This window comes from Dendronalium phyllosphericum CENA369, from assembly GCF_016056275.1.
GTDB classification, from domain to species: domain Bacteria; phylum Cyanobacteriota; class Cyanobacteriia; order Cyanobacteriales; family Nostocaceae; genus Dendronalium; species Dendronalium phyllosphericum.
On sequence record NZ_JAECZA010000023.1, the window covers coordinates 1 to 23,429 of the forward strand.

Sequence of the window (23,429 nt, forward strand, 5' to 3'; positions counted from 1 at the left end):
ACAGTGACACAACCAGAACCATCCGCAGAAATTCCAGATGTGGTTGTTCTGGAATATGAGGTAGTCGAGTGGTCTGTCACCGATGGATTGAAAGATAGCCTTTATGAAACCTATCGCCCACAACGCCTTTTAATTAAGGATGCCCTACCCCATCCCTCGCTACTTTGCGAGAGTGCAGCACTAGCACTTGTCTCACCCCCGGTTCCTACATATAAACCTCATTTACCTAGCAATATTGTTTCACAAGGCTTGTTGTCAGCAGCACAACTTGAAAGCGTAATTTACGCAGGTCAAGCACACTCAGATTTTCTGTCTGGGTCTTATACTGTGGATGATTCATGGGATAATGTAACTGTGGCAGCTCAGGGCGAAGAAAATGCCGTCAGGTTCCGCCGTGGCTGGTTCTTAGGCGATGGGACGGGTTGCGGAAAGGGTAGACAAATTGCGGGAATCGTTTTAGATAATTGGTGTCAGGGCAGACGAAAAGCTATTTGGGTATCAAAAAGTGCCGCATTAATTGAAGACGCACGTAGAGACTGGTGTGCGCTAGGTGGTGCTGACAAAGACATCATCGACCTCTCGAACATCAAGCTGGGCGATCCAATCGGATTCACTCAAGGCATATTATTCTGCACATACTCAACCCTGCGATCGCAAAAGAATGGCAAAAGCCGACTTAAACAAATCGTTGAGTGGGCTCTTAAAGACTTTGAGGGAGTAATTTCATTTGACGAGTGCCATTCAATGGGAAATGCGATGGCGCAAGAGGGAACGCTCGGTTTAGTGGCAGCTTCAATGCAGGGTATTGTCGGACTGAGGCTACAAAATGCACTTGCCAAAGCCAGGGTTGTTTACGTGTCAGCCACCGGAGCGACGAAAGTTTCAAACCTATCTTATGCGAACAGATTAGGATTGTGGCAAACAGGGGATTTCCCATTCACAAACCGTGAGGATTTTGTTGAATCTATCTCTGTTGGTGGGATTGCTGCAATGGAGGTGGTGGCTAGAGATTTGAAGGCACTCGGTTTGTATTTGGCGCGATCGCTTTCATTCGAGGGAGTTGAGTATCAGACTCTCGAAATCAAGTTAACGCCGACGCAAGAACGAATCTATAACAGCTATTCTGAAGCTTTCGGTGTTATTCATAATAATTTAGAGAAGGCGTTAGAAGCTTGCAATATTTCCGGTGCAAAAACGTACAATCGCACTGCTAAGATGTCAGCCAAGTCACAGTTTGAGAGCCACAAGCAGAGGTTCTTCAATCATTTGTTGACTGGCATGAAGTGTCCCATGCTGATCAAAGCCATTGAGAACGATCTAGCCCAAGGTCTTGGAGTTGTCATTCAAATCGTTTCAACTAATGAAGAGTTGTTGAAGCGGCGACTTGATGAGGTTCCATCCGAGGAATGGAAGGATCTGAATCTGGATCTAACTCCGAAGGAATATGTCATGGATTATCTTATGAGTGCCTTTCTGATTCATCTTCATTCCATCCAATCCGGCGAAGATGGCGAAGAACGTTCCGAGCCTCTGTTTGATGCTGATGGTTCTCCCATTGTTTCGGCTAAAGCTGTAGCCTTAAGAGATGCCTTGGTTAACCGACTCGCCAGCCTCGATCCAATTCCCGGTGCTTTGGAACAACTACTATGGCACTTCGGACATAAGCAAGTTGCTGAAGTGACTGGTCGTAGCAAGCGCGTTCTCAAAGATGATTCAGGACGCTTATTTGTTGATTCACGGGGTTCCGGCGCTAATATTGCCGAAACTGCTGCATTTATGCAGGGGGATAAGCAGATCCTCATCTTCAGTGATGCTGGTGGTACTGGCAGAAGTTACCATGCCGACTTGAACGCTGTGAATCGTCGTAGGCGATCGCATTACCTTCTAGAAGCTGGTTGGAAAGCCGACAATGCCATTCAAGGACTTGGGCGATCGCATCGTACTAACCAAGCATCAGCACCAATCTTCCGACCAGTCACTACAAATGTGCGCGGTGAACGCCGATTCATAAGCACTATTGCTCGACGGCTGGACAGTCTCGGCGCACTCACCAGAGGGCAACGCCAAACTGGTGGTAATGGCATATTCGATACTAAGGATAACCTTGAATCTCAGTATGCTGAACACGCTTTATATGAGTTATTCAAGCAAATCTTCCAAGGTCGGTTTTCTGAAGTTCCACTCGGCACTTTTGAGCAAATGACTGGTTTATCGCTGACTTCCAAAGAAGGCGGCATGAAAATCGACCTCCCACCTCTGCGGCAATTCCTCAATCGGCTGCTGGCTCTACGCATTGATATGCAAAACTTGATTTTCGAGCGTTTTGAGTTGTTGCTAAGTCAACAAATCGAAGCAGCGATCGCGGCGGGAATTTATGAGATGGGTGTAGAGACACTTCGGGCTGAACGATTCACTGTCGAAAGCCAGCAAACCGTGTACACTCATCCTGCTACTGGTAGCGTCACAAACTATCTGAAGATTGAAAGACTTCATAAGAACAACATCAGAACGGCTGATGAGATGTTGGAGTTTTCCAATATGCACCAGGGGAGACTGATGGTAAATACAAAGTCACAGAATGCAGCTGTGTCAATTCCAACGCATAGCATATTCGACGGTGAAGGTGGTGTTATAGCAAGAGTTCTGCTGATTCGACCGCAAAAAGAAACTCGCGTGACGGTCGAACAATTGAATTCGTCTACGTGGCGGCAGGTTTCGGCTGATACGTTTGTTGCAGCGTGGTCAAAGGAGGTAGAGCAACTCCCCAGATTCACTAATGATTATATTCACCTTGTGACTGGGATATTGCTGCCCATCTGGAAAATTCTGCCTAACAATTGTAGCCGAGTCTTTCGGTTACAAACCAGCGACGGTGCGAAAGTGCTTGGTCGGGTGGTGAATGCTCAAGATATTCAAACTGTGGCAGAACAGTTAGGCATGAAAAACAAGTTGTTAAGTCCAGCCGAATTGGTATCACTGGTGTTGAACGAAGGTTACTCTCAGCAATTGCCGGGTGGTATCACATTGCGGCGATCTAGAGTTGCTGGTGAACCTCGCTTAGAGTTAGTCAATGCTTTGTCCTTAGTTGAGCGACTGATGGCTGTGGGTTGCTTTACCGAGATTATCGATTGGCGTAAGCGGGTGTTTGTGCCAACTGGCGATCGCGCTGCTGCTGTTCTGGCGGCAGTGATTGTGATTCTTGGGTGATTAAAGCAAAGCGATGCGGTGTTTACCTGTCGCTTTGTTTTTCTCAAATTCTGGTAACGAGCGTGCCATTCACTCCTGGGCTAAAAAGACTATGCCTAAAAATTGGGCTTCACCAACAGCAAAGAAACAACAGTAGAGACAACGTGATGTTGGGAATAGGAACGCTCAACACTCCTGCTCAACATAAAATTAAATTATGGAGGTTTGAGAATTATGGGGTTTTATTCGCAAGTTATTTTCCCACATCTTCTGGACTGGAGTTTATCAGCTCCAAACTTAGCTAAATATCGTCAAGAATTATTAGCTAATGTAACGGGAGAAGTTCTGGAAATTGGGTTTGGAACTGGATTAAATTTGCCTTACTATCCTTGTGAAATTCACAAAATTACTACAGTGGATGTGAATCCTGGAATGAATGCTTTGGCAAACAAGCGTATCAGTGACTCTGGGATTACAGTTGAGCAACTCCTGCTAGAGAGTGAAAATTTACCGATGGCAGACAATACATTTGATAGCGTGGTCAGTACTTGGACTTTGTGCAGTATTGCAAATGTACAACAAGCACTTAAAGAAATTTATCGGGTACTAAAACCGGGTGGTAGGTTCTTTTTCGTGGAACATGGGTTGAGCGATAAGCCTAATGTACAAGTATGGCAACATCGCCTAACACCAATTCAGAAAGTCATAGCCGATGGATGTCACCTGAATCGAGATATTCAAAAATTGGTAGAACAGCATTTTGATTGTCTAGAACTCAAGCAGTTCACACCTGAAAATTTTCCAGATTTGGTCGCTCATCTGTACCAAGGTGTTGCAACTAAAAAAGCTACTTAATTTTTTGGCAGTTAGGCTTTTTGCAATTCTTATCATTAGCCAAACTTTTCCGCACTCATTCCACAGCTTTTCCACAGGCAATCAGAGTGTTTTCCACAAAGACTCGACAGACGCGGCTTTGGTTGTATTACTGAGGATTTTATTTCACGGCTTTGGAAAAGCTTAAATACTGAGTTCTAATTAAGTAGAGTAACAAAAATTTCTTCTAAACCCTTATGCTACCGTAAATCTTGATTCTTTCTGTACTGATTGTTAACATTTCGTAGCATTGACAAAACCACCCCTTCTGGCCGCACAATAATTCGACTAGCTTCTATAGTTCTGTAAGCTGCCAGAACCAATTGTATAAACTTGGTTCAGTAGTTGAAAAACAGTTTGAACTAGGCATTAGCTGCTTAACTCAAAGCTAGTTATCCTGCTCGATTCGCTTGCAAGAAGTCCTCACGTATGAACGCAACCGTTAGCATCTTCACCGAAATTCCCGAAACCCTGCATGAGTGTCTTAAAGACTACTTACAATAGCATCCTGATTGGGATGAGAACCGGGTATTGACGGCGGCAGTATCTCTGTTTCTACTACAGAATGCTGATGGCGACCGCCGAGTGGCACAAGTTTATTTGGAGACTCTATTCCGTTATCATTAAATTAAAATACTTGATCATCAACAAGAATATGCACAAAATATTGTTTCTAGCAAGTTGTAATGTAGGCTAACAGCTTCCGTAGCCCACTCTAGGATTACTTTTGTTCTTAGTTCTAGCAATCTAGTAATCTGAATATTAAAGTATTACTTTTTCAAAAAGACTATCGAATATGCCTAGACAATCTAAAGAATTTCAGCAATTGCTCAGACAGAAGCAACAAGACAAAGAAAATCAGACAAATTTAAGACAGTTGGCGCAGAAGGTTAAACAAGGAGAATTTGGAGAATCAATATCTCAGGTAGTTATCGAACCTCCAGGAGCCGAAAAGATGTCTGAGGTTTTGGAAGATTTCATTGAACCTTATATAAATGAGGTCAATAACCTAGGAGCCCATAGACGGTTATTAGAATTAGCTGTTACTGCTTGGAATACCTCATTATTACCACGTTTGCAACAACGAGAAACAGTTGAGAAACTCTTTAATTTAGAGATGTTTGAAGGTGATATTGAGATGCAACAAGAAATCAAAAAATTAGTCTATGAAATGATTGAAAGAAGGCAGAAATATTTTCCGAAAATTAAACGTTTCATAGCAGATTTCAGCCTCAAAAAAGCAGGTAAAAGCTTTCATCTTTCTGTCGCATCAACTTTATTAGATACACAACTTTAAGAAAAACAAGCTCCTCAGTATAGGAGTCATATTTGATTTCTGAAAAAATTGCGAGATAATACGGTCAGAGATATCTGTCTAATAACAAACAATGATAAACCAGTATCTAGAAATGGCGATGCCTTCAGCGAGCTTCGCTAACGCAGAATTACAAGAATTTATCGATAGTCGCCCCGATGGTTTTGGGCGGTAAATGATTCCAAACCGTTTAGTTTGCCTCTGGTGTCAGCAAACCCTAACTAGTTTTCTCAGCAAGAACAATGTCTAATATTCTTGCCCAGATGCAACAGCTAATTTACACTTTAAAATCACCCATGCCTTCTGTCTACCAACGCTCTAATCTCACCGCTATGTTGGGATTATTCTTAGAGGCAAGGGGCTATCCTCCCCCACAGCACAGTCAAACTAAGTCCGCCTGTGCTGATGATATTTGCTCAGATCAAATCGCCAGGTTCGCAACCAGTACTCAAAAGTGAATCTAGGCCAGTTATTTGTGATCTTACCTGTTTCTAATTTGTACCAACTCCTGCAACCAGCTTGCCATACTGAGTTTCTAAAGCTTTCTTCAAGCTCTTGATTGTACAGACCCATCGCTTCACTTTTGATATTGAGGTACAAGAGGTTGTGGCGGCTGATTTCTTAAATACATTTTACGATGTAGCTAACTTGGCATTCAATCATGAAGATGATGGAATTGTGTCCCAAGCTGGTATTTGGCCCGAACAGCATAAAGAAGTTGGGAAAACCAGAGACGGTAACGCCGAGATAGGCCTGAGCACCCTCTTTCCATACGGTTTCAAGCGTCATGTTTAAAAGTCCTTCAACTCTCATTGGCGCAAGGAAACTTGTTGCTTCAAATCCTGTAGCAAATATAATTGTGTCAACTGGGTGTGATTGGCCATCAGTAGTTATGATGCAGTCGGAGGTTACTTGTTCAATAGGAGCTGTTACCACCTCCACATTTGAACTCTGGAGCGATGTGTAATAATCGTTGGATATAAGTATTCTTTTACAACCAATAGGATAGTTGGGATACAAAACTTCTTGTAAACGTCGATCGTTAACCTGGCGAAACAGTTGTTTAGTGGCAATCTTCTCGATTTGCTTGTTAAGCCAGCTACCCTTGAAAAATCCCCCAAAATTTTTTTCCATTTGCAAATACAGGAAAAAACGGTACAACTTGGCTATTACTGGAAATTGGTGAAAGACCCACTGTTCAAAATGAGTATATTTGCGATCCGCTTTTGGTATGAGCCAATTAGCACTCCGTTGAAACAGGTAAAGCTTTTGTGTTTTGAGCGCGATTCGCGGGATAAATTGGATGGCGCTAGCACCGTTACCAATCACAGCAACGCTTTTACCTGCTAGATCGTGCTGATGGTTCCAACGCGCAGAATGGAATTTCGTACCTTCAAAAGTATCTAGACCGGTAATATTGGGATAACGTGGTCGATTCAACTGACCGCACCCGCTAATGAGTATATCAGCTACAATTATCTCTCCTGCACATGTGCAAAGCCGCCATACTCCTTCGACTTCATCGAAATATGCTTCTATAATTTGAGTGTTGAAGTGGATGTGGTTTACTATCCCGTACTTCCGGGCGCATTGCTCTAGGTATTGTAATATTTCGGGTTGCTGTGCATATTTTTGACTCCAGTCTGTCTTGGGTTCAAAAGAGAAGGAATAAAGGTGTGAAGGGACATCACAACCTGCGCCAGGATAAGTGTTATCACGCCATGTTCCCCCAATTCCATTTGACTTCTCGTAAATGGTGAAGGAGAAAATACCCGCTTTTTTCAGTTGAATGGACATACAAAGTCCTGACACACCTGCACCAATAATGGCAATTCTTGGTGCTGTGCGATGTCTTGTGTCTAATTGATTTGTCAAACTTACCTCATCTTAGTCGATTTAGATTTGCGGGAAATAGTAGAGCGAGGTAGAGCAGTTAAAACTATTTTCCTGTGTCACTATCTCCATTCCGGAGCTTTACAATGTGAGATTCATAAATCCTGCCAGTCCTGTTGCTACTAGGCACGCCTGCTATAGCAGTTGAGTTCAAAGAGCACAATATTGATGGTCAAAAGCTGCCTGCTAAAGCTTATATGCAACTGGTGGAGCATACAAAGTTCAGGTAAGCTTTCACAAAAAAAGAACAATAATTTACTTTGATGACGGCAATCAAACAACTAACTATACAGCGCTTGTGCAAACTCTCATTCGGCACGATTTTGTGGTTCTCTATCGGCTGCTTGTTTACCCGGTAGTTGTGGGCAAAGGCAAGCACCTGTTTCAAGAGGGTACTACTGTGACATTGAAGCTTTTGGAATCACAGTCGTTCAGTTCAAGTGTTGCGGCACTCGTCTTTGAACCAGAGCGCGAATAATTACCGCGCTCTAGGCAAATAATAGGCATTTAGTGAGGTATATATCAAACTTCAATAAACGCAAAAATCTATTTCAAGTTAATTTATACCAAAATGTTTTAAAATTTTTTAGTGCGATTTGATGCTGAATGCGCGTATCCTTTTTTAATATCAGCTGCACTCCTGGGCTAAAAAGACTATGCCAAAAAATTGGGCTTTGAAAGTAGACCAGTTTTTCAATGCAAACCCCCACTGCATTATCGCTACCGTTCACGTTGACAACTTCCCTACCGACCTGCCCCTAGAGCCGAATATTCGGGAGCCTAACCGTAAAAGCTCAACCTACAGACAAATCTTCGACTCATTGACAACCGAACCGGAAAAATTCTTCTCAAGGCATAGTGGAATCGTATTGTGTGCTAATAAGGTAAAGCCTAATAGTAAAAAGACACAGCTAGAACTAGAAATACTTGAGGCACAAGAGGGCGGTAGCGATGGCATCATTAACGGGGGGCATACGGTTTTAGCTTTCCAGCAGGCCAAAGAATATAAGTACGACCTCACCCAAGCCAGAGTCAAAGTTACCATTCACATCGGACTAAATGAAGAAGATGCCAAAGACATTGCCTTAGCATCAAACACATCTGCCCCAGTGGATGCGCGCTCCAAAGTTAACGCCAGGGGTGACTACAAATTCATCAAACAGTTTTTAGCCCAACAGGAACGCGAACAAGAAACCAAGTTCCGCATCGCCTATTACCAAAACCAAAGCGGTGCGCCCAAAAGTCCCCAGTGCAATGTCAACCATTTGATAAAGTTGATGAACTGCCTGGATAGAAACAAATATAACCCAGACTCTAAAAGCAGAACCAAACATCCACCTGTTAGCAATACACCAAGCTTGAGTGAGACTGAAAGAGAAAGGCTGTCAAAATTGTTACCGTTACTGCCAAAGGGGTTATGGATTGAGCAACGACTGTTTCAGATAATCGAGGAGCATATTACCAAGCCTAAAAGAAAAGGAGTAGTTGACCTCGCCTCAATCGACTCACGCAAAAATACGCTGCTGCCCGACAGCCGATACTCGTTTGGCTTTGCTGCACCTGCTGATATTGCCATGCCCATTGTCGCTGCCTATAGGGTGTTTTTGGACGAACAGTACAACTGGATAATTTCTTTTGATGAATTTGCAGAAGATTTTCTACAGCATTTGTGGACTAATTATTACAAGAAATACTTGGTGTCGGAGAAGCTGGCTGGTAATACAGTTGGGAGTAAAATCTGCCGCAATCCCGTGATTTGGGATAACCTTTATGTTTGTGCTCAGAGTTTCCTAAATCAGCAGTTGCTTAAAATGGTTGGTTCAAATACCAAACGTGAAGAATTGAAGCTGGTGAATTAACGCAACAAAACTCAGGTGGTGGATTATGATGTTCTGCCTACAACGCATCAATAAGCAAGTGTCAGTTCTCAGTTGCGATCGCATACGCTATTTACTTAACCCTTTACCTAAAACACTTTATACTTTGCGTTCCCACCAAAGGGTTACCGCGAGGCATTGCTTAAAGTTACAAAAGCCGATTCAAACAAATCATTGAGTGGGCTGGTACAAATTTTGAGGGGACGACCTCAAAATAATTCAAAATATTCTCTTTGCTCCCAGCTAGTAACCTGCTTTAAATAGACTTCTGGTGGTCGTTCGGCGACGGACTCCAAAAAGCGATTAATTTCACTCTGTTTCATCTTAATGATGAAGCTGATGAACTGCTGCCCCATTTTTTGAGAAAAAAGTTCGCTTTGGCTCAAATATGAAATCGCCTCTGGCAAACTTTTGGGTAATGCCGGACTTTCTGTAGTATAAGGTTCTTCTGTCGGGGAGCCAGGATCTAGTTGACGATCTACCCCATCTAATCCAGAAATCAATTGCGATGCGATATGGAGATAGGGATTAGCGGCTGGTTCTCCAACTCGGTTTTCGATGTGGGTAGTGGGGTCATCAAAACCGCCTTGTAATCTAATCATTGCTCCTCGGTTTTCCAATCCCCACCCTGCACGGTCAGGGGCTAGAGAATTAGGTCTAAATCTTTTGTAACTGTTAATTGTTGGATTTGTGAATACGCAAGCAGCATTGGCGTGTTTGAGAAGACCGCCAATGAAATGGTTACATAAATCTGAGATGAGGGTTTGAGAGTTTGCAGATATGAAAGCGTTCTCACCTGTGGTTAAATCTACAAGGGATTGGTGCAAATGCCAGCCATTGGAAGAACCTCCTTGCAGCCCTGGGCGACACATAAATGATGCAATGTAACCTTGTTGACGACAGATTTGCTTGGTTGCCATTCTCAATATCATCATTGTATCCGCAGCTTGCAAAGCACCAATCGGGTCAAAAGTAAATTCAAATTGACCGATACCCCCTTCGTTTTCTACACTCCTTAAAGGCAATTCCATTTCCACAAAGTTTTCTGCCAAAAGGCGCAGCAAATCATGAATTTCTGGATTATGGGATTCTAAAAGGTATTGGAAGCTATGTTCTACAGCACTAACTAAAGCAGGTTCACCAGGTTTTCCAGAACTACCAACATTAGCCAACGCTAACATCGGATCTTCCAGCTTTGCCAGATACCACTCAACTTCTAAGCCGACAAGATGTTTCAATCCTCTTTGATGTAACTCTACCAATGATTGACGCAAAATACCGCGACTGGACAAGGGCATTGGCTGACCATTTTGAAAGTACTCGTCACAAAGAATAAAGCCAGTACGTTTTGCCCAAGGCAAAATTTTGAAGGTATGAGGGTCAGGAACAGCCACAAGATTTGGCGCGCCTGTCATCAGAGGCATGTCTAAGCTACCGCCCTTCACGAATGGGTTAAATACTATTGCACCGCCAGTATCAAACAGGAATGTACCTGTGCTGATTTGCATACCGTTGACCAGGGCGCTTAAAAACGCTTGGGGTAAGAGCGATTTACTGCGAACAATGCCATGCTGGTCAGACCAAGCTGTACGAATCAACAACAGATCCTGTTGTTTAACCACAGTCTTAATCTTTTCGGATGCTTGTTTTTGGCTTTCTGTCCATAGGTGATGACGCTCAATAAATCCAGGTCTTTTCATTGGGGTTGCCTAATCCTGTTCAAATGCTGATGTAGTTAGTTTGAAATCAGTCTTGATTGCAAATGACCTATCTTTAGAGCAAATTCCCCTAGTTTGTTTCTCTTGGGACAGTTTTACTGGTAATATCTGAACTACTGTTTTTGGGCGTAAACTCATGTGTAGTGCCGTACATTCTGCTGTTGGCAGTAAGCGAAGCCATAGGCTGATCGCACTAATAATATACCGCTAATCAACAACGACTCTTAGCAAGTGAAGCGATAAACCAGACAACAGGCAGGAAGTATTTGCAGACGCTGAGTTTGGGGATTTTATCAAGCCAATCTTCGACACGCTCGACCTGTACCATAACCAAGGCGTTGACCCCAGAGCGATCGCAATTTCCTTTAAGCAGTTAGCTGAAAATCACCCCGATGCTGAACTTGAGATAGTCGCAATGGAGAAACGGGGTCAGGACAAGTTTCTGCTGCGTGCCAAAACTGCGATCGCTGCTGATAAATCGCAACTGAGTGCAGAGTATTTCGCCACATATAATCAGCTAAAAACTCTGGCAGAACAAAAAGTTAAAGCACTTATTGCTGAAAAAGATAGCAGAATTGCTGATTTACAAAATATGGTAGTCACAGCATTACAGCGTCCTAGCTTTTATGCCCAAACTTACCAAAACCAAGGAGATACCATAATGTCCGAAGGATCTAAAAGAGAATCTAACTTCAACTTACAGGGCGCACAATTCGGCGGCGGTCTAGTAAATGCCGACACTGTAACCGCCCAACAAATCGGTGGTAACATCACCAACTATACAGCCCAAGACTCGCACCAAACAGAACCAGATAACAGTGCCGTCAAAAAAATTTTGATCCTGGCATCCAATCCAGCAACAACTTCCCCTTTACACTTGGATCGAGAAGTGCGAGAAATTGACAGCGGATTGCAACGAGCTAAAAAGCGAGAATTGTTTGATTTAAAGCAACGTTGGGCTGTGCGTGTTCAAGATGTTTACCAATTCTTTCTGGACTTGAAACCGCAATTTGTTCATTTTAGCGGTCATGGTGCAGGTGATGACGGTTTAGTTTTGGAAGATGAGACTGGAAATGTACGTTTAGTAAGCACACAAGCACTAGCAGGACTGTTTGAGTTGTTTGCTCCTTCTATTGAGTGTGTTGTCCTCAATGCTTGTTATAGCGAAGTTCAAGCTGGTGCGATCGCGCTTCACATTCCGTATGTGATTGGAATGAATAAGGAGATTGGAGATCAAGCTGCAATTAAATTTGCCACAGGCTTTTATAATGCCCTTGGTGCTGGAGAATCAGTTGAGTTTGCTTATAAACTTGGGTGCAACGTCATCCAGCTAGAAGGAATTCCAGAATATTTGACTCCTGTATTGAAGAAGAAATAGTCTATGAAGAAATCATAGTTCTAAGCTATCTTCAGGGTGGAGATATTTATAATACAGACACCCACAAATCGATTATTAACCTATGCCAGAGTCCCAAGACCCAAGGCAAGTTACTAACAATGACTTACGCAACGCCCAGTTTGGTGGTGGGTTTATAAATGCTGAGAATGTAAACGCCCAGAGAATTGGTGGCGATATTTGGAATATATTTTTAGGACAGCAGACAACACCAGTAGGCAACCCGGCTCGACCAAAGAATGAACGCATACTACTAGCCGCAGTCAAGGAAGAAGTGACTGCACGGTTAAGGCAATCCCTACACAATGCTGTGCTGATTAATTTAGGTAAAGAGTCACAACCACAACAGGTAAGATGTCCTTGGGATGCAGAGATAAAAATTGGTTTAAAACCTCCTGAGTCTTTTGTAGAAACCACCAGCATTTTAGAAGTTTTTGACAATAGTGCGATCGCAGGCAAATTACTGATCCTTGGTGCGCCTGGTTCTGGTAAAACAACTACCATGCTTGAACTAGCTCAAACATTAATTGCCCGTGCAGAAGATGACCCCAATTACCCAATTCCAGTATTGTTTAACTTGTCTTCTTGGAAGAACGCACAGCAATCAATAAGTGAGTGGTTAGTAGTTGAACTTAAATCTAAATACGGTGTTTGGGTGAATTTAGGAAAAGAGTGGATAAAAAATTATCAACTACTGCCATTGTTAGATGGATTGGATGAGTTGGAGAGTAGGTGGCAAGAAACTTGTGTACAAGCGATTAATCAACTGTTGCACAGCGAGTATCGTCCGCAGTACTTAGTAATATGTTGTCGTCAACAAGAGTACAGTAACTACAAGACAAAGCTGCAACTAAGTGGCGCAATTTGTCTGTGGGATTTAGATGATAAACAGGTACAGAATTACTTATTGCAAATAAATCGTGATGATTTATGGGAGGTTTTACAAAACGATGAAACACTATCTTCTTTGTGTAAAAAACCTTTTTGGTTAAATATTTTAGTGCTGTCAGAGCAAGAATTACCGTTGGATAAGCAAAGATTAACCTTTAGAGAAAAAGGATGGCAAAGCTTACTCAGCGCCTATATACAGCAAATGTTAAATTGTCAATTAGAAAGTCGAGCTTACAACAAACTCCACGTTCCAAGTAAAAGACAAACGCAGTATTGGTTGGCATTTTTAGCATCGCAGTTGGCAAAAGAGTCAAAAACAGAATTTGCAATTGAAGAAATACAACTTACTTGGCTACTGACAACTAAATCTAAGCGGCTGGCTGCGCCGATCGCTGGGCTACTCACTGGGTTGCTTGTTGGATTAAATTGGTGGCTAACATCCAGTCTCAGCTTTCTCCAATACTGGAGAACTATACTAAATATCTCATCAATCTTTTGGCTGAGTCTTGTCATCATAATTTTTTGGATAACTCTTAGTATACTTATTTACTTGCTTGTGGGGCTGGAAGAAACAATTCAACCGATAGAAATTCTCCAATGGTCTTGGAAAAAGTTAATTAAAAAATTAATTAGGGTGGCAAAAATTGCTCTAATCTTTTTATTGCTATTATTATCATTTTTGCTATTCAACCCAAATTTGCTTTTAATTTTACTGCCAATTGTCGGAATATGGTTGTATGTTTGGTTGACAGAGGGTTTGAGTGTGGCGTTAATTGAGGCACTTGATGGAAGGGAGATAGAAAGCAAAGTTATTCCAAATCAAGGTATTTGGAAATCAGCCATAAATTACGGAACTAGCTGGTTAAGATATGGAGTAATAAGTGCGTTAATTGGTGTGTTAATTGGCGTGTTAATAGATGCGCCCGTTAATGGTCTCATAGCTGGTTTGTTCTTTGGATTAGATACGGGACATCGGGCTGGACTAAATTGCGGTGGTAAAGCTTGTATTCAACATTTAGCATTACGTATTACTTTATGGCAAAGCAGCTACATCCCCTGGAACTACGCCCGTTTCCTCGATTACTGCACCGAGCGTATGCTGCTCCAGCGTGTTGGCGGTCGCTACCGCTTCATCCACAAGCTGCTGCAAGACCACTTCGCCCAAATGGAGCTTAGGCGAGATTAAAAATAAAATTGATAACTGCGGTAGTTGAATACTTAGCCTTACCCATTTAAGCGATCGCTTCCATCTCTTTCACACCTGCCCTTCTAAAATTCCCGTTGAGCCTTTCGCATCCTCCAGTCCGGCATAACGCACCAAAGAGCTTGCCGAAAACCATCACCATGATTGCAGAACTATTTCCAGGTTTTTCTGTAGTTTAACCGCTGCAATGACTCCGAGCAATCACAAAGCATCAGTGCGATATATGGATTCAATCAACTCCTCAACTTCTTCTTCGTTCAAGCATTGTTTGACTTGAGTATTGAACCACTTTATTTCTTCGGATTCTGTGTTTTGAACTTGGTAAACTAGTAATGTTCCTGCAACACGGGCAAAAGTCAGGGGTGATGGGGACAGGTGGCTGAGGAGATCGGATGTATTCTGGTATATTTGCATGACTGATGTTTCATCCAGCGGAGATCCCAATTGAGCGGAAAGCTGTTTTAGACTCTCTTGAATAGACGAATCAAAGTCTGGCTCTTGTTCATGTGAAATATGGTTAAACATCAAAGGTGATTTTATTGAGCTAAAGTAGCAAAATTTAGTTGAATTTTAGGTAATCGGTATACTTAATTTTATCAATTGCTCAGTTAATTTATTCGCTTTTTAGCCAAGCCACCCCAAAAAATCCTATTCCCACAAACATCAGAAATAATCCCCATCTTATTGGCTGTTTAACTCTATCAAAAATACTCATCTCTCCCTCAACTATTACCTGCTGAGGATGAGCGGGATTATATAATACCTGTACTTGCCTCCAAGGCGCATATACACTAACTCACCCAACATTGCCCACAACCCATCAATAGCGTTGAGTGCCAGCAATCATCTAAGTTCTAGCAAGGGTTTGTGGACACTCAGCTAATCCTTTGATGAACTGTTGCCGCAATACTTCTATCTCCTCAGTTTTTGGCTGACTATGAGAAATTACAGTAACCTGATAGCGACCCATGACTTCAACAGGTGACTTTCCGCCTGCCAAACTCCACAGTGCCAACTGTAATTGCTTTGATGGCGAATACAAACTTCCTAATTCACTTAAGATTGATCTGAAGTTACTATCTTCTTGCGGTGAGGGTTGATGCCTTAGCCTGACTCTAATTACCCAGCCGTCAATAGTATTAATCACCGTAACGTAACTAACTTTAAGTTGAGGTCTATTATGTATGTATTCCATCAACTGTAGTATCAGGCTGGCATTCTCCAGATAGTAAAGATATTCCATCTTTTAAGAGCGAATTGGGCTGAGTTTAATTTGAAGATAGAGTAACAATGTGAGGAACTTGTGAGCAAAAGATTAATCAGTTTTTTAGCAATGCCTTAGACCGTGCTGCGATCGCGCCTTACTTGTAGTGTCACTCCCCCATCGAACACCGCCGCATCATCTCCGCCACCGCCACCGCCTCACCTAAGGCGCGTATACACAACTTCTCCCGACATTGCAATTACAATCCGTTGCCGCCTTGCCCACTCAAAGGGAGCAACCACCTCCGATTTAGCTTGTGCAGATTCTGGTTGGCTTCCGCCCCTCTTTCAAGCCGCAACGTCAAGGGTGCAACCGAAGAATCCAGCCTGCACCTGTGATGACGATATTCGGAAATTAAACCGGGTTGGGTAAGCTTGGTAGGTATAAACCGAACATCTGCTCAACCTTACAAACAGATTGCAATGATTTACTCAAACTCTGGTGGCCAAAGTTCTGCGATCTCTAATTCCCAACCTGGAAGTAACTCTGGTATTGTCAATTTATCGTTATCTTTCAACATGACTGGTTCTTGATTAGGACGATAAACTGTAACCGAAAGTTTGTCAGGGTCAATGAGAATACCTACCGTAGAACCAAGTTCTAGGAATAGCTTAATTTTTTCTTGCAGTGGTTTGATGCGATCACTTTTAGATTTCACCTCAACGGTGAGGTCAGGGACTAACTGCACAAAGTCACGCTGAGTTTTCTTGAGTAGTTCTGCTCGAACAAAGGAAACATCTGGAGCGCGTAAGTTTCTTTTTTCGGGGTCGCCCGTATTTTCATCAGTTTCAATGCTTGGCAATATAAAGCCAGCACTCGAACCAGTAACTCTGCCTAGTTTGCGAGGCATCACCCAAATATTAATAAATGTTAATAAGCGAGAACCAATTTCGTCTGACTCGTAATCGGATGGCCCCATAACGATGATGTTTCCCTCTACCAACTCCATCTGCAAATCGGGATTCTGTGACTGTAATTGTTCTAAGTCTTTGATTGTCAGCGACATAAGGCATAACTCGCTCCATCGGCGATCTTCTCCATAATAGGCGATCGCACCATGCGACTATTTCAAAATTTTAGGAAAGCACAACCTACTCCCCCACCGGATACCTCCGCATCATCTGGGCTACCGCCACCGTCTCACCCAAGGAGCATATATACAACTTCCCCCGACATCGCAATCACAATCCTCTGCTTGCTCTAGCCTTAAACTGTCCGCGCATCTAAATTGACTTGTCTAGCTTGTAGTTGACATAACACACTTTACTCATCCCACTTCACCAGCAGCTACTAAACAACTTTGTAACTGATAATCGCAAGCTTGGCTGTCAAATGCCAAAAAAAGTAAATTCACCAACTTCTAGTAATAAAAGGCAATAATTCAAACTCTTGACGAATTTCTAACAGCGAACTGTCCAGTATTAATTCAAAGTCCAGAAATGGCACAAAACGCTGATGATTTCGAGTTTTTAACCACATTGAAATTAACTCTGGAACTAATCGTAGCAACTCAAAAATTATGGAGCTATATAGTCCAAACCAACCGTGACGTTTGAGCAAATCTGCATACATAACACTTACAGCGGGATTTTGGCGTTCGCGTACCCAATCCCGAAATTTGAAATCACTTGTCCAGAATGTCAAAGCAAGAATTTTCAGTTCATCATACATATCCGTATCACAGCCATAAATCACATGACTAGCATCATGGGCTAATAAAATTTTGGCGAAATCCTCTGGCTGAGTACTGGGGTGGGTTAAGTCCGAATTCACCGTATAGTATTCCTCCAAACCTTGACGCAAAGTTTGTTTGCTATTTTTGTTGATATATTGAGGTCTAGTCCGCAAAGGCATAAGTCTATTTTTCCTTTTAATATCGATACTAATAGTATCGATATTATTCCATCTCAATGTCAATTAACTCTTGAGCTTGTCGTAATTTGAGCGCATCTGAAGTTCTGACTATATGAGTGAACCTACCAAAAAACGTCCTGGAAGACCTCGTAGTATTGAGTCTCATCAGGCAATTCTTCAAGCGACAATTGATTTACTCATAGAAGTCGGTGTTGCAAATATCAGTGTTGATGCTATTGCCACTCGTGCCGGAGTCGGAAAAACCACAATCTATCGACGATATTCTTCCAAAGAAGAATTGCTCGCCGATGCCATTGAAAGTCTCAGGCAAGAAGTTGTGATTCCTGACACAGGGTCTTTCTGGGGCGATATCGATTCCTTAATTGAAAGTGCCGCACAACTTACACTTAATCCTTTTGGCCAACAAACTGTTGCAATGATTGTCAGCACTGCTTTAACTAATCCTCAATTTGCTCAAATGTATTGGGCTAAGTACTTACAACCACGACGACAAGCTTTTTCTATTGTCCTTGAACGTGCCAAATTGCGAGGTGAGCTTTTGACAAATGCTGAGTCTGATTTATTTTTTGACACAATCAGTAGTCTCATGCTTTATGCGTCGGTTTTTCCACCCACTACCGAGTCATGGCAAGCTTATGTTCGGCGGATGTTAAATTTTCTGTTCCAGGATAAGATGGCTTGAGAAGCTACTATAGTCGGCAGCCCATCAAGTGAATCCAAGCATAGAGCCTGTAGTCACAAAACAATTGATTATACGCCGGATGGCACAGACAGATTTGCTTGATTTTTTAGCATATCAAACTCACCCGGAAGTTTTGCGCTATATGCCTGTAGAACCATTGACTCAGGAAAGAGCAATAGACTTTCTTGCCCGACAAGCAGTAGTGGAGATTGGTGATGAAGGTGGTTATATCGTGTTTGCCGTTCACCATATAGCTGATGCCAAAATCATTGGTGAGGTTGGCATTAATCTCTTGCCAAAAGCACAAAGTAAAGGTGAGATAGGATGGTCACTTCACCCAAACTATCAAGGGCGTGGTTACGCCACACAAGCGGCACAAGTATTACTTAATTATGGTTTTGCACAGCGCAATCTACACCGAATTACTTCAATTTGTGATACACGTAACACAGCATCATATATGCTGATGGAACGTCTCGGTATGCGGCGTGAAGGACATCTCAAACAAAGTCAGTTGATAAAAGGCTTGTGGCAAAATGAGTATATTTATGCCTTGCTACGTGAGGAATGGCTTTTTCAACAGGACATCACCATAAGCAGATAGAATCTGCGGTAAATACTGCGTGGCGTTGGGAGTGGGAACGAGTATTGCAATATGCGCTTTGTTAAATTGCGATCGCTCCCAGCACCGCTTGGATATTTTGGGAATTATATTTATCTAAGCTAACCAGAATTCCTTTAGTTTGGTTCCACTCTCAGATAGAATTGCGTACCCACAAACTTAGTACCTCTGTTTGTTGGATCTACGTTTTCTATTACCTCCGTTGTACTACAGCAATCAAACCTTTACCAAAAATTTCGCTTGTTGCTGCCTCAAGTTGTTTTTGCGTTGCGCCCGTTTGACTCAAATCGATTGACGAGACTTGAGAAATCCTCGGTTTATTCAAAACCAGTTGATTTGTGGAGAAACAAGGAGTAGTGATACAGCGAATGCCATTGTCTTTTAGTCCCACAAAAGTACCTTTTGCTGGGGCAGCTGTAGCGGCATAGAAGGCTTCTTTTACTCTCAAATTCCCAAACTCACCGAATCCGGGAAATGTCACTGGCACTATGTTACCTCTAAGGAGCAGACGGCTACCATCATCATTTTGGATTTTTGCCAGTTCTGATGGTGATACTTTTAGGGAAGTCCAATCAATCGCAGACACATAGCATTCGGAGCGAAAAACACCATCTAAGCAAGGAGTAGCTTTCAAGTTGACTTGCTTGATGAAATATCCACCGCATATTGGAGAAGCACATCTGCGAAAATCTCTCCGCACCGTGTAATATCCCCATTGGGGAAACTCTTGATTTTTGACGGTGACTGCAACAGAATCAGTAGTGTCTGGAGCAGAAATGTCTTGAGCAGATACTTTGGCAAAAAATCCGTTGCTAACTACTATTGCACCTAATAAAGGAATAATTGAGAATTTATAGTTAAATGATTGTTTGTTCATGGTAACTTTCGATTTAATTTGAGGGTTTGATATTTTGGTTAAGAGTAGAGTTTCTCTTCAAACCTGACAAAATACCTATACTCTCAGATATTAGTTAACAAGGTAAGTTAAAGTGCCAGGACTTTTACACTACTGGCAATAGGTTAAAAAAACCTCACGGAAAACCTTAAAAGGATTTTAAGGACTTATTGTTCTAAGCGATCGCCTAAGCGCAGAAACTTACTCCAGCCGTAATAGCTCCCGTTTGTTTACCCTTCATGACAAAAGCTTGTGCTACACTCCTTTTAAGCGCATACTCAAGCTGTATCCAGCATCAACCTTCGCTTTCACTAGCCCTGCTATGCCGCAAGACTTCTCTCATCAGAATCTCAGAGGTCGTTCGTTCAAGAATCAAAACCTTGCAGGGGCAAACTTTAGTAATGCAGATATTAGGGGAGCAGATTTTAGTGGCGCTAATTTAACAGATGCAAATTTCAATCACGCTCAAGCTGGAGTTGAAGACCACTGGAGAGTTTTCATAACTTTGATTTCGTGGCTTTTATCAGGTTTGTCAGGATTTATCTGGTATTTCAATGGTTATTTACTATTATTAATTTTTGAAGGCTCTTTGCTGAAAAATTATTTGATAGGTGGAGTGACTTCACTATTACTAATAATTTTCTTTTATCTAACAATTCGCCAAGGAGTAGGAGCAGGCTTGGCAGTCTTTGCTATAGCCGTAGCCGCATCTACATTCATTGTTGTATTCGCAGGCGATACCTTCGCTGCTGGATCTGTTGCTGGAGTTGTGGCAGGAGCGGGTGCAGGAGTATTTACCGCCGCCGTAGCTGTAGCATCAGCCGGCAGATTTATGTTTACTATTGCTTTCATTACAGCTTTTACAATTGCTGCACTCAAAGCAGGAGCGAATGCTTTTGTGATGGTCATAGCTACAGCAGGTTTATTTTTTAGTATTTATATTGGCTGGCAAATTACGAAAGAAAATGAGAAATATTCCTTGATTCGTAACGTCTTTATAAATATTGCAGCAATTGGAGGTACAAGCTTTTGTAGAGCTAACTTGACTAATGCTAATTTCACTCAAGCCATAGTCAAAAGTACAGATTTAAGAAACGCTCTGCTTACTTATACTAATTGGTATCAGGCTAAACAACTTGAAACAGTTCGTGCTGGAAAAACCTATCTTCAGAAAAAGCATATACGTCAACTGTTAGTAACAGCACAAGGGCAAGGCAAAAATTTTGACTCAGAGAACCTGCGCGGTGTTAACCTACAAGCAGCCAACTTATCTGATGCCAGCTTTATTGGTGCTGATTTAAGCCAAGCCAATTTACAAAATGCCGACTTGTCAAGAGTCAAGCTTAAGCAAACTCAACTCGATGCAACAGACTTTACAGGTGCTACTCTCACTGGAGCATATATTCAAGATTGGGGCATTACCACTGATACAAAATTTGATAATGTGCGCTGTGAATACATTTATATGCGCCTGCCTACCAAAGATAACCCTGACCCTCACCGTAAACCAGACAATCGCCAGGAAGTATTTGCTGATGGTGAGTTTGGCGATTTCATCAAGCCAATCTTCGACACCCTCGACTTGTACCACAGCCAAGGCGTTGACCCCAGAGCGATCGCCATATCTTTTAAGCAGTTAGCCCAGAATCACCCAGATGCGGAACTAGAGATTGTAGCAATTGAGAAACGCAGCGAAAATAATTTTTTACTACGTGCAAAGACAGTACCTACGGCAGATAAGTCTCGATTAAGTGCAGAGTACTTTGAACTTTACAACAATCTAAAGGCTTTACCAAAAGAAGATTTAATATTTTTATTAGCCCAGAGAGATGGGCAAATCCAGAGTTTAGAAGTAGCATTTAAAACAGTTAATCAGGGTTTAATAAAAGTGGCAGAAACACCTAAAAAAGTTTCCAAATTTGACCTAAAAGGCGCTCAATTCGGTGGCGGTCTAGTCAACGCGGACACAGTAAACGCAGACCAAATCGGCGGCAACATCAACAACTACAACCCAGAACAAAAGCAAAACTTAGCCCAAGCCGCAGCAGAAATTCAACAGCTTCTCAACCAACTAAGTCAGTCATAGCCCACTGCAACGACATCACAGAAAATGAGTGTTGTGGCTAAGGCTGTAGATGAGATTGAGAGTAACCCGACACTGAAAGCACGGGTGATAGGTGCGTTGAAGGCTGGGGGAACCGAAGCATTTAAAGAGCTAATCGACCATCCTTTAGTGAATATACTGCTGGCATCAATCGAGGGGTGGCAGGAGGCGGAGTAGTTTGTTGACAACAGGTAAGCAGAGGGGTTAGCTGGTGCTCTACTGTTTACTATTTTTTTATTTAAAAATACAGCAAGAGGCGATTCCTTTTCTAAAAAATAATGCAAGTGGTTAACCTTAATTTTGCTAAACAAGATTTAAGAAATCGCTCCTTCAAAGGTCAAGACCTTACAGGAGCAGACTTTAGCGGCTGTAATATTCGAGGTTGTGATTTTACTTCGGCAACCTTAGTAAAAGCTAATTTTGAAAAAGCTATAGGAGGACAGACTTCTAAACAAATTATAGACTTTACTATAAAAAATACGATATTGCTCATATTCTTAATTGTTGATAGTGCTGATTTTGCACGGAGGTGGCAAAAAGCCATCATTGATAACAGTTATACTCAAATTAACGTTTTTGCATTAGCTATAAACTCTGTAATTTGGTTTGTAGTTTTTGGTTTTGTTTCAATAAAGTTTTTTAAAAGTTTGAGAAGCTCATTAAGTGGAACTTATTTCAATAAAGCAAATTTAACTAATGCAAAGTTTACTGATGCAGTTTTGAAAAAAACGGATTTTTCAGATGCACAATTATTTTATATTGATTGGCAAGGTGCAAATATATCTGAGTCCAAATTTTCTATTGATTCTAAAGTTATAGAATTGTGCGCTAGTCGAAATGGCAAAGGAAATGATTATAGTTATACCAACCTTAGTAACATTAATTTAGTAAGTGTAGATTTAAGTAATGCTAATTTAAGCGGAGCAGATATCAGTAGAACTTTGTTACATAAAGCTCATCTTGAAAATGCTAATTTATCTGAAGTACAAGCATTAGCCACAGACTTTGCGGAAGCAAATCTAACTGGAGCTTGTATTAAAAATTGGGGGATTAGTCCTGAGACGAATTTTAAAAATGTTCAATGCGATTACATCTACCTTGAATTAGCTCATCAAGAAAGAAGACCTCATAGTGGATATTTTAAAACAAGCGAGTTTAATGATGTATTTCAAAAAACGTTCGAGACAGTTGATCTGTTTTTCCGCAATGGTATTGACTGGGATGCTTTCGCCTACTCCTTCAAAAAAGTAGAAGTCGAAAACGAAGGCGCACAATTGGATGTCCAAAGCATTGAGAAGAAAAGCGATGGCGTTATTTTAGTCAGAGTGGCTGTTGCCCCTGATGCAGACAAAGCCAAAATTCATAATCAGTTCATGCAGGGATATGAGTTTGCGGCTAAGGCACTAGAAGCACAATACCAAGCAAGACTGGAAGATAAAGAAAAAGTAATCAACCAGTTATTTTCTACAATTAACCAGCAAAATAAGTTACTAGCCCACACAGGTGATAAACTATCAATTTACTATCAACCTAACTCGCAATTTGCAGGTGGCATAGTCGATGCCAATACTGTCGAAGCACTGCAAATTGGTGGTAGCATTCAAAACAACGACACTGAAGACTTCCCAAGCTGA

Annotated in this window: 21 protein-coding genes and 1 pseudogene; 15 read left to right on the forward strand and 7 right to left on the reverse strand. The window is 41.9% G+C overall.

The window, feature by feature from the left end; translation table 11 throughout:
- The 5 genes and pseudogenes from I8752_RS08255 to I8752_RS08275 all read left to right on the forward strand — a co-directional run.
- On the forward strand, positions 1 to 3,207 hold a 3,207-nt coding region (locus I8752_RS08255), incomplete at its 5' end, for a strawberry notch family protein (RefSeq protein ID WP_214431833.1).
- A 213-nt stretch (positions 3,208 to 3,420) separates the two neighbouring features.
- On the forward strand, positions 3,421 to 4,041 hold the full coding sequence (locus I8752_RS08260) for a class I SAM-dependent methyltransferase (RefSeq protein WP_214431834.1): 621 nt from the start codon (positions 3,421 to 3,423) through the stop codon (positions 4,039 to 4,041).
- A 447-nt stretch (positions 4,042 to 4,488) separates the two neighbouring features.
- A pseudogene (locus I8752_RS08265) lies at positions 4,489 to 4,686 on the forward strand (DUF2811 domain-containing protein).
- A gap of 169 nt (positions 4,687 to 4,855) precedes the next feature.
- Positions 4,856 to 5,356, forward strand: coding sequence for a hypothetical protein (locus I8752_RS08270; RefSeq protein WP_214431835.1), 501 nt, complete (start codon positions 4,856 to 4,858; stop codon positions 5,354 to 5,356).
- 260 nt (positions 5,357 to 5,616) lie between these two features.
- Positions 5,617 to 5,832, forward strand: coding sequence for a hypothetical protein (locus I8752_RS08275; RefSeq protein WP_214431836.1), 216 nt, complete (start codon positions 5,617 to 5,619; stop codon positions 5,830 to 5,832).
- Positions 5,833 to 5,995: 163 nt separating this feature from the next.
- Here I8752_RS08275 and I8752_RS08280 read toward each other — a convergent pair whose 3' ends face one another.
- Positions 5,996 to 7,249 (reverse strand): flavin-containing monooxygenase, encoded by a 1,254-nt coding sequence (locus tag I8752_RS08280; protein WP_214431837.1) that lies wholly within the window; start codon positions 7,247 to 7,249, stop codon positions 5,996 to 5,998.
- 316 nt (positions 7,250 to 7,565) lie between these two features.
- On the opposite strand from I8752_RS08280, the gene I8752_RS37215 reads away from it, so the two are divergent.
- Both I8752_RS37215 and I8752_RS08290 read left to right on the forward strand, forming a co-directional pair.
- Complete coding sequence (locus I8752_RS37215) at positions 7,566 to 7,745, forward strand: dihydrofolate reductase family protein (RefSeq protein ID WP_318780823.1); 180 nt, start codon at positions 7,566 to 7,568, stop codon at positions 7,743 to 7,745.
- A gap of 178 nt (positions 7,746 to 7,923) precedes the next feature.
- A complete protein-coding gene (locus tag I8752_RS08290; RefSeq protein ID WP_214431838.1) occupies positions 7,924 to 9,126 on the forward strand; it encodes an AIPR family protein in 1,203 nt (400 codons plus the stop codon).
- A gap of 227 nt (positions 9,127 to 9,353) precedes the next feature.
- Here I8752_RS08290 and I8752_RS08295 read toward each other — a convergent pair whose 3' ends face one another.
- Positions 9,354 to 10,844 carry a glutamine synthetase family protein gene (locus I8752_RS08295; RefSeq protein ID WP_214431839.1) on the reverse strand — a complete coding sequence of 497 codons (1,491 nt, stop codon included), beginning with the start codon at positions 10,842 to 10,844 and terminating at the stop codon, positions 9,354 to 9,356.
- 433 nt (positions 10,845 to 11,277) lie between these two features.
- Between I8752_RS08295 and I8752_RS08305 the strand changes: the two genes are divergently transcribed.
- Positions 11,278 to 12,240 (forward strand): CHAT domain-containing protein, encoded by a 963-nt coding sequence (locus I8752_RS08305; RefSeq protein WP_225895517.1) that lies wholly within the window; start codon positions 11,278 to 11,280, stop codon positions 12,238 to 12,240.
- Between the two features lie 82 nt (positions 12,241 to 12,322).
- Positions 12,323 to 14,335: an NACHT domain-containing protein gene (locus I8752_RS08310; protein WP_214431840.1), complete on the forward strand. Its 2,013-nt coding sequence runs from the start codon at positions 12,323 to 12,325 to the stop codon at positions 14,333 to 14,335.
- A gap of 219 nt (positions 14,336 to 14,554) precedes the next feature.
- Here I8752_RS08310 and I8752_RS08315 read toward each other — a convergent pair whose 3' ends face one another.
- On the reverse strand, positions 14,555 to 14,878 hold the full coding sequence (locus I8752_RS08315) for a hypothetical protein (RefSeq protein ID WP_214431841.1): 324 nt from the start codon (positions 14,876 to 14,878) through the stop codon (positions 14,555 to 14,557).
- 322 nt (positions 14,879 to 15,200) lie between these two features.
- Positions 15,201 to 15,596 carry a hypothetical protein gene (locus I8752_RS08320; protein WP_214431842.1) on the reverse strand — a complete coding sequence of 132 codons (396 nt, stop codon included), beginning with the start codon at positions 15,594 to 15,596 and terminating at the stop codon, positions 15,201 to 15,203.
- 102 nt (positions 15,597 to 15,698) lie between these two features.
- On the opposite strand from I8752_RS08320, the gene I8752_RS08325 reads away from it, so the two are divergent.
- Positions 15,699 to 15,989, forward strand: a complete 291-nt coding sequence (locus tag I8752_RS08325) for a hypothetical protein (RefSeq protein ID WP_214431843.1) — start codon at positions 15,699 to 15,701, stop codon at positions 15,987 to 15,989.
- 55 nt (positions 15,990 to 16,044) lie between these two features.
- Here I8752_RS08325 and I8752_RS08330 read toward each other — a convergent pair whose 3' ends face one another.
- The gene (locus tag I8752_RS08330; protein WP_214431844.1) at positions 16,045 to 16,623 is read right to left on the reverse strand and encodes a Uma2 family endonuclease; all 579 of its coding nucleotides are present in this window, start codon (positions 16,621 to 16,623) and stop codon (positions 16,045 to 16,047) included.
- Positions 16,624 to 16,967: 344 nt separating this feature from the next.
- Positions 16,968 to 17,471: a hypothetical protein gene (locus I8752_RS08335; RefSeq protein WP_214431845.1), complete on the reverse strand. Its 504-nt coding sequence runs from the start codon at positions 17,469 to 17,471 to the stop codon at positions 16,968 to 16,970.
- 112 nt (positions 17,472 to 17,583) lie between these two features.
- Here I8752_RS08335 and I8752_RS08340 point away from each other — a divergent pair, with 112 nt between their 5' ends.
- Positions 17,584 to 18,174, forward strand: coding sequence for a TetR/AcrR family transcriptional regulator (locus I8752_RS08340; protein ID WP_214431846.1), 591 nt, complete (start codon positions 17,584 to 17,586; stop codon positions 18,172 to 18,174).
- A gap of 28 nt (positions 18,175 to 18,202) precedes the next feature.
- Positions 18,203 to 18,778, forward strand: coding sequence for a GNAT family N-acetyltransferase (locus tag I8752_RS08345; protein ID WP_214431847.1), 576 nt, complete (start codon positions 18,203 to 18,205; stop codon positions 18,776 to 18,778).
- 211 nt (positions 18,779 to 18,989) lie between these two features.
- Here I8752_RS08345 and I8752_RS08350 read toward each other — a convergent pair whose 3' ends face one another.
- Complete coding sequence (locus I8752_RS08350; protein WP_225895518.1) at positions 18,990 to 19,673, reverse strand: DUF6748 domain-containing protein; 684 nt, start codon at positions 19,671 to 19,673, stop codon at positions 18,990 to 18,992.
- A gap of 268 nt (positions 19,674 to 19,941) precedes the next feature.
- On the opposite strand from I8752_RS08350, the gene I8752_RS08355 reads away from it, so the two are divergent.
- From I8752_RS08355 to I8752_RS08360, 3 genes are all read left to right on the forward strand, one after another.
- Complete coding sequence (locus I8752_RS08355; protein ID WP_225895519.1) at positions 19,942 to 21,777, forward strand: pentapeptide repeat-containing protein; 1,836 nt, start codon at positions 19,942 to 19,944, stop codon at positions 21,775 to 21,777.
- Between the two features lie 24 nt (positions 21,778 to 21,801).
- Positions 21,802 to 21,972 carry a hypothetical protein gene (locus I8752_RS37220; protein ID WP_225895520.1) on the forward strand — a complete coding sequence of 57 codons (171 nt, stop codon included), beginning with the start codon at positions 21,802 to 21,804 and terminating at the stop codon, positions 21,970 to 21,972.
- Between the two features lie 101 nt (positions 21,973 to 22,073).
- Entirely contained in the window at positions 22,074 to 23,429 is a 1,356-nt protein-coding gene (locus tag I8752_RS08360; protein WP_214431848.1) for a pentapeptide repeat-containing protein, read from the forward strand.